Consider the following 11510-nt stretch of genomic DNA (forward strand, 5'->3'; position numbering starts at 1 on the left):
AAGTGAGATGGGAAATAATTTTTCAGGTAAATATCACTGGTACTCCCTTTTTATGCATGATGTAGCGAAGCTGGTAGCTTTTTCCTTTTTTGCTCAATGGCGGTTAACCAAGAAGAAACTTGCTGGTTTTATGTTTTTCTTGTCTTTCCTATTGGTAGCTTTTAGTACATTGATGGCGACAGAAAAAGCCCCCTTTGCTTGGTTTATTTTAGGTTTGTTTTTGGTCCACACTATAGTTAAAAATAGGGGGAGAATAAGAGTTGGTGGTGCTCTATTTTCCATTGGATTAATGCTAGCTTTTTTAATCCTTGCGTACCAAGTTTTTATGGGTAGCGGCGATGCATTGGCTGCCGTTCAGCACGCTTTTTCAAGAGCATTGACGGGGAGCACTGGGTCATCATATTTTTATTTAGAGTTTGTCCCCGATCAGCAAGGTTTTTTGTTGGGGAGAAGTTTCCCGAACCCAGCAGGTATTCTTCCTTTTGAACACTTCCGTTTAACTGTAGAGCTGATGCAGTGGAGGTTTCCTGCAGAGGCGCGCTCTGGGATTGTGGGTTCTTCTCCCTCGGTGTTTTGGACGGAGCTTTATGCTAACTTCGGCTGGTTTGGGTTGTTAATTCCGGCAGTTTTCGTGGGTTTTATGCTAGCGGTACTAGATTTTTTCGTCAACACTATTTGCATAAGCCCTATAGTCGTTGGTTTGAACGTTTGGCTGTTATTGCATTTCAAGAGTTTGGCGACGTCAGGCATTAGTAATTACATCGTCGACATGCCCTTGTGGGTGCTGGTGGCGCTAGTGCTACTTATCACGCTGATGTGTCGAAGAAAGTTAGGATGCCGTTCCGGTAAAACATTGGTTGTTTCGTGAGTTCTAATTATGAATAAGAATATTTCAGCATTGGTTCTCAATACGTTCGAGAATGATAGCCGTGTAATGAAGGAGGTGGAGTCTCTAGGAAAGGCAGGTTATCAAGTTACAATTTACGCGTTGCACGAAGAAGGCCTTAAGGAGGTTGAGCAAAGCACTTTTTATCAGGTTGTGAGACTAAAGCTTTGGACCAAAAAATGGGCTAAACATAAACTCATACAGCTAATAAAATATCTTGAGTTGGTGCTCCGCTTAACTGTTTTAATTCGAAAGTCTGACGTAATTCATTGTAATGATCTTAATACGCTGCCAGTCGGAGCGCTTATCAAACTTGTTCGTTTCGGGCGAGTTAAAGTTGTTTACGATGCGCATGAATACGAAATCAATCAAAAGCCAGGTCAATCAAAAAGCAGCATTAAGTTATTATTTTTTATAGAGAGTCTATTTATTCGATTTGCTAATAGGGTGATTACGGTTAGTGATTCGATAGCAAACGAATACCAGCGTTTATATAAAATTCAAAAACCTGAATTAGTAAGAAATTGCCCTCCATATACTGCTGCAAAGTCAACGGATATTTTTCGAGAAACTTTTAGTTTACGGCCAGATCAAAGAATATTTTTATATCAAGGCGGCTTAACAGCTGGCCGAGGTTTATCTGATTTGCTTACCCTTTTTAAGTCATACAACGATGACTCAAAAGTGCTTGTTTGTATGGGTTATGGTGCGCTCGATATATCTGTTAAAAAAGCTTCCGATTTGTGCGATACCATTTTTTACCATCCTGCAGTCAAGCCAGACGTTCTTCTTTCATATACAGGGTCTGCTGATTTTGGCATTTCTTTCATTGAGGATAGTTGCTTGAGTTACAGGTACTGTTTACCAAATAAGATGTTTGAGTACTTTATGGCGGGATTGCCAGTAATTGTATCCAACTTACCTGAAATGCGTAAGTTCGTTTTGGAAACCGAGGCAGGTTTTGTTACCTCGCAGAACAATTTACAAGGCTTAAGCGAGGCGGTTGATCTCGCTATGAATTGCGACTACCCCAAAGTAAAAGCTAATGCGCTTGCGGTTTCGACTCTAAACTGTTGGGAAGTTGAAGAGCTTGTGTTAATCAAAGTATACAGGGAGCTTTTTTAAAGTGTGTGGGATTGCGGGTTGTATTAATGGTGCAGGAATAGATGTTGATTTGCATAGCCTTGTTGGGAAAATGAATGATCTTGCTCATCACAGAGGCCCTGATGGAGAAGGCGTATATGAAGGTGATGATTTCGCATTAGGTCATACGCGTTTATCAATTCAGGACTTGTCTGATGCGGGCCATCAGCCGATGACTTACCTTGGGCGATATACCATTACTTATAATGGGGAAATTTATAATTTTCTCGAGTTGCGAGAGGATTTGAAGGGCGAGGGGTATGCGTTTCATACTTCTTGTGATACTGAGGTGATTTTGGCGGCTTACGCCCATTGGGGAGACAAGTGCACCGAGCGCTTCAATGGTATGTGGGCTTTTGCTATCTACGATAGCCTCAAGAATATTATTTTTTGTTCTCGTGATCGTTATGGGATAAAACCATTTTATTACAGCGAGCAAAAAGGCCTTTTCTTGTTTGGTTCTGAAATTAAACAACTCTTACAATTCGTGGCACAACGCCTGCCAAATTACGACATATTGCGTGATTTTTTAGTGATCGGATTGAGTGAACATACGGAGTCTACTTTTTTCGATGGTATTTTTAATTTGCCTGGTGGCCACAACCTTACTTATAGCTTGAAAGATAAGAGCTATGAAATTAAGCGTTGGTATGAATGGCCAGAATTGAGTAGACCTTTGTTGAAAGATACCGATGAGCATACTGCTGTGGATGGTTATCGAGCTGAGCTTTATCGAAGTGTTTCGTTTAGATTGCGCGCGGATGTAAAGGTTGGGACTTGTTTGAGTGGTGGTTTAGACAGCTCCTCAGTCGCAGGGGTTGCGTCTCATCATTTAGACAACGGCGACAATTTTACTGCGATTCATGCGAAATCCACCGAAACAAAGTTTGATGAAAGCAATTATGCTGCAGAAGTCGCAGAGAAGCTTCGATTAAATCTAGAGGTTGTTGAACCTACCTTCGCTGACTTTTTAAAGACAATTGATGATGTTGTCTATGCGCAAGAAGAGCCATTTGGAAGTTATAGCTTAGTGATGCAGTATTTGGTTATGAGGCGAGCAAAGGAGCTGGGGATAAAAGTTCTATTGGATGGGCAGGGAGGAGATGAGTCGCTACTTGGATACGAACGTTATTACGCCTCGTATATAGCTTCTCTACCTTTGATGCAACGGTTCAAGGCACTTTTGAAAAGTAAAGCTAACTCTCGCCTGTCCATGTTTGAGGTGCTTGCTTATCAACTATACTTCCGTCTAGCTTGGATACGCAAATGGAGACTAAGAAGGAAATGCAAATTACTCAGCGATGCCTTTATTGGGGATCTAGGCTGGGTGGATCGGCTAGCCCGCTCGAGCTCTTCAATTGAGCTTCTGCAAGAGCAAGAAATGCAGTGTACTCAGCTACCGCATTTACTCAGGTATGAAGACAAAAATTCAATGGCTTGTTCTGTAGAGGCTCGCCTTCCATTTCTAGATTATCAGTTGGTTGAACGCTCACTGCGCCTACCTGGATCATTAAAAGTAAAAAATGGCTGGACGAAATATATCCTGCGTAACGCTGTTGCCAAGTTGCTGCCTGCGAGTATTGTTTGGAGGAAGAACAAGCTTGGCTTTAATGCACCGGAAAACGAATGGTTGTCTAAGCATAAGGCAGAGATGAGAGAAGCCATTAAGAGCTCAAAGATTCTTAAAAAGGTTACAAGGGATGCACCTGCCATAGATAGTCTGGATGGCAGGCTATTGTTTAAGTTCTACTCAGTTGCAAAGTGGGAGGAGCGCTTCAATGTCCAAGCCTCATAGAGTTGTCCATTTGAGCTCTGCCCATCCTCGTTATGACGTGCGAATCTACATAAAAATGTGTCGATCGCTTGCCGAAGAGTATAATGTTTCACTGATTATTGCCGACGGACTCGGAGACGAAGTCAAAGAGAACGTGTCGATTTTGGATGTCGGCGCTAAAGATGGTGGCCGTTTATCTAGAATGACTCGCACGGTTAAAAAAGTGTACAAAAAAGCGCTAGAGTTAGATGCTGACCTGTATCACCTGCATGACCCAGAACTATTGCCTATTGCAATTAGGTTAAAGCGGCGCGGTAAACTTGTTATCTTCGATGCGCATGAGGACCTTCCAAAACAGTTATTAGGAAAACCTTATTTACATCCGTTGGCGAGATGGTTTTTGAGCAAGATTATTGATCGCTACGAAAAATGGGCATGTCCAAGGTTAGATGCGGTTATCGGAGCGACGCCAATTATTACGGCTAAGTTTGGATGCTTTTGTAATCTGACTGCGAATATAAACAATTACCCTCTCTTAAATGAGCTTTCTTGTGTAACCGATGATCAGGCTAAAGTGGGCGAAGTGGCGTATGTTGGAGGTATTTCCGAGATTCGCGGTATTAAACCTTTGGTAAAAGCAGTTGGGCGGACTAAGGGCATTCGGCTTAATTTGGTTGGCAGTTTTGGAAGTAAAAACCTGGAGGATGAAGTTAAGTCTTTTCAGGAGTTTGATGCGGTAAATGATTTGGGCTTTAAAAGTCGTGAAGAGGTTGCTGAAATTCTCGCTAGGTCAAGAGCTGGTATCGTGACTTTCTTGGCATCGCCAAATCACGTCGATGCGCAACCAAATAAAATGTTCGAGTATATGAGTGCTAGTTTACCTATCGTTACTTCGAATTTTCCCTTATGGAGAGAGATTGTTGAGGGAAATGATTGCGGTATTTGTGTTGACCCTGAAAACGTTGATGAGCTGTCTGGTGCTATCCAGTATTTAAATGATCACCCTTGTGAGGCAGAAAGGCTTGGAGAAAATGGGCGAAGAGCAGTTGTAGAAAAGTACAATTGGGAGCAGGAAGAGAAAAAGTTATTTGGATTGTATCAGGAATTACTGTCTTGAAAATAGTTACTGTTTTAGGTGCTCGCCCTCAATTTATAAAAGCTGGTACGGTTAGTCGTGAGATCGCAAAGCGAAACGGAGGTGGACAAAGCATTAATGAAGTTATTGTTCATACTGGTCAGCACTATGACGCAAATATGAGTGATATTTTCTTCGAAGAAATGCAAATCCCGAAGCCGGATTATCAATTGGGTGTTGGTGGCCAAACCCATGGGTCAATGACCGGGAAAATGCTAGTAAACATAGAGGATGTGTTACTTAAAGAAAAACCTGATGTTGTGATGGTCTATGGTGATACCAACTCGACTCTTGCTGGTGCGCTTGCTGCATCCAAGCTTCATATTCCTGTCGCGCATGTTGAGGCTGGTTTGCGTAGTTTTAACATGGCAATGCCTGAGGAAGTGAACCGGATCTTAACAGATCGAATTAGTAAGTGGCTTTTTTGCCCGACTGAAACGGCTGTGCAAAATTTGCAGATTGAAGGTGTTGATGCGTGGAAAAATGATGCGCGGGTTCATAATGTGGGAGATGTGATGTTGGATGGCGCACTTTTTTATAAAGATTTAGCTATTAAACCAGATAATGTTACTGATGGTGGTTTCATGCTTTGTACGATTCATCGTGCGGAGAATACCGATTCGTTGGAAAGAATGACGAGCATTGTGAGTGCATTGAATGAACTTGCGCTTGATCAACATATTATTTTGCCATTACACCCGCGCACAAGGAAAATTATCTCTGAATATGGTCTTGAATTTCAAGGGATCACGGTTATTGAGCCGGTCGGGTACCTGAATATGGTTTGGCTAATAGCAAACTGCGATAGGGTAATGACAGACAGTGGCGGCCTTCAAAAAGAAGCATACTTTTTCTCGAAACCTTGTATCACTTTGCGGGATGAAACTGAGTGGGTTGAGCTAGTTGATATCTGTGCAAATAGCTTAGTTGGTGCAGCTCACGGGAATATTTTGAAAGCTGCGTCGACAGAGTGCGTAAGCGAAGGCCCGCGCGCTAACCTGTATGGCGATGGATCTGCATCTTTTAAGATCCTAGAGCGATTGTTAGGCCGTTAAATTTTATATTAACACACGTTTAAATGGAGTATCGAATGGGCAGGTCGTTGAAATTTGCATTAGTAGGCTGTGGCCGCATAGCTAAAAGGCACTCTGAGCTTCTAGGCTTTGAACAGATTCCAGGCGCGTGTTTAGCTGCTGTGTGCGATATCGTTGCTGAAAAAGCGAATAAGATTGGCGAGCAGTTTGGTGTACCGGCTTTTACAGATATGCATGAGATGATGCGATCCGAAGCAATTGATGTTGTGGTGGTGCTTACTGAAAGTGGCTTGCATCCGCAGCATGTTATTGAGTTGGCCCCGTACGGGAAACACATCATGGTCGAGAAGCCAATGGCGCTTCGCTTGGAAGATGCCGATCGTATGATAGCCGAGTGCGATAAGTATGGTGTGAAACTATTCGTTGTTAAACAGAATCGTTTCAATGTGCCGGTTCAAAAAGCGCGGGAGGCATTGGATGCTGGCCGACTTGGAAAGCTGGTAATGGGCACGGTGCGGGTGCGATGGTGTAGGCCGCAGGCGTATTATGATCAGGACGCTTGGAGAGGTACTTGGGCCTTAGATGGTGGAGTGCTGACGAATCAGGCAAGCCATCATATTGACCTCCTCGAGTGGATGATGGGCGATGTCGAAAGCGTTTTTGCAATGAGTAGAACGGCGCTAGTCGATATTGAGGCAGAGGATACGGCAGTCGTAACACTTCGTTTTAAAAATGGGGCGATCGGTGTCATTGAGGCCACGACAGCAGTGAGGCCGAAAGATCTTGAAGGGTCATTGTCGTTACTTGGCGAAACTGGGTCCATCGAAATTGGCGGCTTTGCGGTCAACCAGATGAAAGTATGGAACTTCTTGGAGGAGTCACCTGAAGATGCAGATGTAATGGACAAGTACTCTGTTAATCCTCCAAATGTTTATGGCTTTGGGCACCAAGCTTATTATGAGCATGTTGTAGATAGTATTCAGAACGAGAAACGACACTTGGTTGATGGTTTGGTTGGTCGAAAAAGTCTGGAATTGATTAACGCGATTTATGAGTCAATTGAGACCGGGAAAGAAGTGTATCTTCATTTCAAGCCACAGCGCTGTAAGCTTGGAAAAGTTTAAATGTCTTTTAAAGAGAAGCACGTTGCCATCGTCAATGTGCAGTTTGGTGAGAATGTCACCATCGTGCAGCCTGCAAATATATATGGGTGTGCTTTAGGTGACGGAGTCTTCGTTGGCCCTTTTGTTGAGATCCAAAAAGACGTCACTATTGGCGATCGAACGAAGGTGCAGTCGCATACATTTATCTGTGAGTTGGTTGATATTGGCCGGGATTGTTTCGTAGGCCATGGTGTTATGTTTATTAATGACTTGTTTTCTGATGGCGGCCCTGCTGGCGGCGACAAAAGTAAGTGGTTATGCACGGTTATAGGTGACAATGTTTCAATTGGTTCTAACTGCACAATTTTGCCGGTGAGAATTTGTTCCAATGTTGTGATTGGTGCAGGCGCAGTGGTGACGAAGGATATAAATGAGCCTGGTATTTATGCTGGCAACCCGGCTAAAAAAATAAGGAATCTAAATGGTTAAGTTTCTTGATCTTAAGCAGCAGTATGAATCGATTAGATCAGATATTGATAAGGCAATCGCATCTGTCATCTCCGAAACTGCGTTTGTTGGCGGTAAGTATGTTCAAGCGTTTGAGAGTGCTTTCGCAGAGTATTGCCAAGTGGAGCATTGTCTAGGGGTGGGGAATGGTACGGATGCTCTGGAAATTGCGATTGAAGCTTTAGGTATTCAAAAAGGCTCTGAAATTATTGTACCGGCAAATAGCTTTGTCGCATCTTCCGAGGCTATTACGCGAGCTGGTTGTAAAGTGGTTTTTGCCGATATAAACCCAGACAATTACACGCTAAGCCCTGCTTCGGTCATTTCTCTCGTCACACCAAATACCAAAGCGATTATGGCTGTGCACTTGTATGGACATCCCTGTGATATGGATGCGTTGCAAGAGATTGCCGACCAACATGGTTTGAAGGTTATTGAAGATTGCGCTCAAGCGCATGGCGCTGAATATAAAGGTAAAAGAGTTGGCGGAATTGGTGATGTAGCAGCCTTCAGTTTCTATCCAGGTAAAAACCTTGGCGCATACGGTGATGGTGGGGCAATAACGACCAATTGTAATGATACCTACGTTAAAGCGAAAATGATCGCCAATCACGGACGCATAGATAAATACAACCATGAGTTTGAAGGCAGAAACTCGCGGCTCGATGGCTTGCAGGCGGCTATTCTTTCAGCAAAGCTTCCGCACTTGGATTCGTGGACCGAGAATAGAATTCGTATTGCCGCCTATTACTTGGAAAAGCTCTCAAACATTGAGGCAATCAAGCTACCAAAACGTGCAAGCTGGGCTAAACAGGTTTACCACTTGTTTGTAGTAGAAAGTGCCGCGCGCGATAGCCTAAAGGAACATTTGGCTGCAAATAATATACAAAGCGGGGTTCACTACCCGATCTCGTTACCAGAGTTGAATGCATACAATTATATCGAGCAGAATTTTTCAGGTTTCTATACGCATGGCCTTGGGGACAGGCTTCTGAGCCTTCCTATAGGGGATCATTTGGACCTAAACTCAGCCAGCAAAGTTGTTGACGTTGTTGCTCAGTTTCATAAATAGCCGTTCCCGTATATGGACGAATCCATATCTTATAGCTTCATTTATCGTTTACCTTAAGGTTTCAAATGCCAGTTTCTCGCAATGATAATGTTTGGATAATAAATCATTATGCATCTACTCCTTCTACCGGAATGGGAGGGCGAAGTTACTTCATGGCCAAAGGCTTAGCCGAATCAGGAGTAGATACTACGCTAGTATGTGCCAATTTTAACCATAAATTGCATAGCCCGAGAATGATAAAGGGTGCCTATGATGTTGACCTTTCAGACGGTTTCAAAGTCGCAAGGGTTAAGGTTAAAAAATATAGTTCATCGTTCAATAAGATCCGAATATTTAACTGGTTCTTGTTTGTTTTTCGACTTTTAGTTCATTACCGTAAGTTCGGCGAGCGTCCAACAGTGGTGATATGCTCATCACCTTCGCTTGTCGCTTTTCTAGGAGCTTGGGGAGTGGCGAGGCTCAGTAAGGCAAAACTGATCTTCGATGTTAGAGACATCTGGCCCCTAACGTTAAGAGTGTTAGGCGGATACAGTAAAAGGAACCCTCTAATCTTTCTGCTTTCTAAAATAGAGCATTTTGCTTATGCATCGTCCGATGGTGTTATGTCTAACCTTAAAAACTTTTCTAGTTACCTTAGCGAGCAAGGTTTTACGAAGAAGCCATTTTGTTGGGTACCTAATAGCGTAGATTTTGATGGGCTTGCCGTTAAATCTAAGTTGCCAGAGGAGTTCAAGGGTTTAGGTGCTGGTAAGTTTGTAGTTGGGTATGCAGGTTCAATAGGCGCAAATGATGCTTTGGAGTATTTGTTAGATGCTGCGGCGATTCTGCGGCATGAAGCTCCTGAAATTTATTTCGTTATTGTTGGTAAAGGCCAATACCTAGAAAAATTTCGAGAGCGTATAGATAAAGATGGATTATCAAACGTGATATTTACGGGCCCTGTTCAGAAGGACCAGGTCAGTAGTGCGCTAGCGCTGTTTGATGTTTGTTACTTGGGGTGGCTGGACGATGATATATATCGCTTTGGAGTATCCCCAAATAAAATCCCAGATTATTTTTACGCCGCAAAACCTGTGTTGCATTCCTATTCGGGCGCATCTGATCCTGTCGAGTTGGCTAGTGCCGGTATTACTGTAAGCGCAGAAAATGCAAAGTTAATTGCTGATGGAATCAAGACGCTACGTTCTATGAGTAAAGTCGAGTGCGAGCAGTTAGGAGTCAACGGGAGGCAGTTCGCTATCGATAATTACGAGTATAAAGCTCTATCGGGGCGTTTACTCGACTATATAGGAGGGCTGAGTGCCTAGTACAGACCACTATAATGTATTCATCATTGGCGCCCCTCGCTCGGGTACAAACATGCTGCGCGATGTCGTAACATCTTTTAATGGTGTCGAAACATGGCCTTGTGATGAAATAAACTACATTATTCGTCATGGGAATGTCAGACATCCGTCCGATGAGTTTTCAGAGCAGCAAGCGACCACGCTAGTTAAGTCCTACTTAAACACTACTTTTGACAAATATGCGAAAGAGTTTGGTGCAAACATTCTCGTTGAGAAAACCTGTGCGAACTCTCTTCGCGTGCCATTTCTTCATGCTGTTTTTCCTGACGCAAAATATATCTTTATTGTGCGTGATGGCGTCGATGCGACGGGGTCTGCCAAGTTGCGTTGGACGGCGAAGTTAGACTTGGCTTATATATTGGAGAAAGTACGTTTCGTTCCCAAAATTGATTTGCCTTACTATGGATTGCGTTACTTTTGGGCGCGCCTGCATCGTTTTTTTTCAAAGGAAAAACGCTTAGCTTTTTGGGGCCCAGCGTTAGATAACATGCAGGCTATTCTAGCAAAGCATACCTTGAATGAAGTTTGTGCGATTCAATGGCAACAGTGTGTCGAAAAGTCTGATGCCGCGCTAAATCACCTTCCTAAAGACCAAGTTTGTCGCGTTCAATATGAGGCATTTGTACGCGATCCAAAAACTGAGTTGGCGAGAGTGCTTCAATTTATGGGGGTTGAATCCACTAGTGAGCAGTTGGAGCGCGCTGTGGCGGGTGTATCTGCTAAGAGTTTAGGGAAAGGGCGTAAATCACTAGGGAAGGAGGAAGTTGCGCATCTAGAGGGCTTGGTTGGGAAAACTTTAAGCAAGTTTGGTTACCTTAATAATGCATGAGGGCTTGTCTTTAACTGATGCGTTGATAAAGCGCTGTTTTGATGTCGTAGTTGCGCTCGTGGGTTTGAGTTTTTCTTTTTGGTTGATTTTATTGGCGTGGATCGCTGCCAGTATAGATACATGCTCCAATGGTTTTTTTATTCAGCAGCGAGTTGGGCGTAACGGGCGTTTGTTCAAAGTTGTTAAGATTAAAACCATGCGCCAGGTAAGAGGTATTGAAACAACGATTACTGCCGACAACGACCCAAGGATTACCAAGCTAGGCGCTTTTTTTCGTAAAACCAAAATCGATGAGCTTCCCCAGTTATGGAATGTACTGTTAGGGCAAATGAGTTTTGTTGGGCCAAGGCCCGATGTTCCGGGCTACGCAGACAAGTTAGTCGGAGAAGAACGATTGGTCTTGACGATACGCCCGGGGATAACTGGGCCAGCCACCTTGAAATATAAAAATGAAGAGGCATTGCTTGCTGCGCAAGCTGACCCTGCAAAATATAATGATGAAGTGATCTTCCCTGATAAAGTGAAAATAAATATGGGCTACATTAAGAATTATAGCTTTCTTAAAGATTTAAACTATATCAGCCAGACTCTTTTTGTGAGGGGCTGCAATCATGATGCGTAAGACTATTAGCGTTGCCGTTTCCCTTTTTTTACTGCTGGGTTGCAGTGAAAATGAGGTTT

At 43.3% G+C, this 11510-nt stretch carries 11 protein-coding genes; all 11 read left to right on the forward strand.

What is annotated here, in order from left to right; translation table 11 throughout:
• Nucleotides 1–868: hypothetical protein (locus tag A3751_RS22680; RefSeq protein WP_197466219.1), on the forward strand; the 868-nt coding region annotated here is incomplete at its 5' end.
• A 9-nt stretch (nt 869–877) separates the two neighbouring features.
• Nucleotides 878–2011, forward strand: coding sequence for a glycosyltransferase (locus tag A3751_RS07370; protein ID WP_068453874.1), 1134 nt, complete (start codon nt 878–880; stop codon nt 2009–2011).
• A 1-nt stretch (nt 2012) separates the two neighbouring features.
• Nucleotides 2013–3824: an asparagine synthase (glutamine-hydrolyzing) gene (gene asnB, locus A3751_RS07375; RefSeq protein ID WP_068453877.1), complete on the forward strand. Its 1812-nt coding sequence runs from the start codon at nt 2013–2015 to the stop codon at nt 3822–3824.
• Nucleotides 3808–4920 (forward strand): glycosyltransferase family 4 protein, encoded by a 1113-nt coding sequence (locus A3751_RS07380; protein ID WP_068453879.1) that lies wholly within the window; start codon nt 3808–3810, stop codon nt 4918–4920. The genes asnB and A3751_RS07380 overlap by 17 nt, the downstream gene beginning before the upstream one ends.
• Nucleotides 4917–5993 carry a non-hydrolyzing UDP-N-acetylglucosamine 2-epimerase gene (wecB, locus tag A3751_RS07385; protein WP_068453881.1) on the forward strand — a complete coding sequence of 359 codons (1077 nt, stop codon included), beginning with the start codon at nt 4917–4919 and terminating at the stop codon, nt 5991–5993. The genes A3751_RS07380 and wecB overlap by 4 nt, the downstream gene beginning before the upstream one ends.
• Nucleotides 5994–6028: 35 nt before the next feature.
• Complete coding sequence (locus A3751_RS07390; protein WP_068453882.1) at nt 6029–7096, forward strand: Gfo/Idh/MocA family protein; 1068 nt, start codon at nt 6029–6031, stop codon at nt 7094–7096.
• On the forward strand, nt 7097–7564 hold the full coding sequence (locus A3751_RS07395) for an acyltransferase (protein ID WP_068453885.1): 468 nt from the start codon (nt 7097–7099) through the stop codon (nt 7562–7564).
• Nucleotides 7557–8654, forward strand: coding sequence for a DegT/DnrJ/EryC1/StrS aminotransferase family protein (locus A3751_RS07400; RefSeq protein WP_068453887.1), 1098 nt, complete (start codon nt 7557–7559; stop codon nt 8652–8654). The genes A3751_RS07395 and A3751_RS07400 overlap by 8 nt, the downstream gene beginning before the upstream one ends.
• A gap of 131 nt (nt 8655–8785) precedes the next feature.
• Nucleotides 8786–9961, forward strand: a complete 1176-nt coding sequence (locus A3751_RS07405) for a glycosyltransferase family 4 protein (protein ID WP_255374895.1) — start codon at nt 8786–8788, stop codon at nt 9959–9961.
• Nucleotides 9954–10829 carry a sulfotransferase gene (locus A3751_RS07410; protein ID WP_231876859.1) on the forward strand — a complete coding sequence of 292 codons (876 nt, stop codon included), beginning with the start codon at nt 9954–9956 and terminating at the stop codon, nt 10827–10829. The genes A3751_RS07405 and A3751_RS07410 overlap by 8 nt, the downstream gene beginning before the upstream one ends.
• Complete coding sequence (locus tag A3751_RS07415; RefSeq protein ID WP_068453889.1) at nt 10822–11451, forward strand: sugar transferase; 630 nt, start codon at nt 10822–10824, stop codon at nt 11449–11451. The genes A3751_RS07410 and A3751_RS07415 overlap by 8 nt, the downstream gene beginning before the upstream one ends.
• The last annotated feature ends 59 nt before the right edge of the window (nt 11452–11510 follow it).

The sequence above is a fragment of the Oleiphilus sp. HI0080 genome, assembly GCF_001635135.1.

Excerpts from the sequence above, each read along its gene's own strand:
- A3751_RS07370 (WP_068453874.1), top strand. The coding sequence starts at position 878 with ATGAATAAGAATATTTCAGCATTGGTTCTCAATACGTTCGAGAATGAT.
- A3751_RS07380 (WP_068453879.1), top strand. The coding sequence starts at position 3,808 with ATGTCCAAGCCTCATAGAGTTGTCCATTTGAGCTCTGCCCATCCTCGT.
- A3751_RS07390 (WP_068453882.1), top strand. The coding sequence starts at position 6,029 with ATGGGCAGGTCGTTGAAATTTGCATTAGTAGGCTGTGGCCGCATAGCT.
- A3751_RS07395 (WP_068453885.1), top strand. The coding sequence starts at position 7,097 with ATGTCTTTTAAAGAGAAGCACGTTGCCATCGTCAATGTGCAGTTTGGT.
- A3751_RS07400 (WP_068453887.1), top strand. The coding sequence starts at position 7,557 with ATGGTTAAGTTTCTTGATCTTAAGCAGCAGTATGAATCGATTAGATCA.
- A3751_RS07405 (WP_255374895.1), top strand. The coding sequence starts at position 8,786 with ATGGGAGGGCGAAGTTACTTCATGGCCAAAGGCTTAGCCGAATCAGGA.
- A3751_RS07415 (WP_068453889.1), top strand. The coding sequence starts at position 10,822 with ATGCATGAGGGCTTGTCTTTAACTGATGCGTTGATAAAGCGCTGTTTT.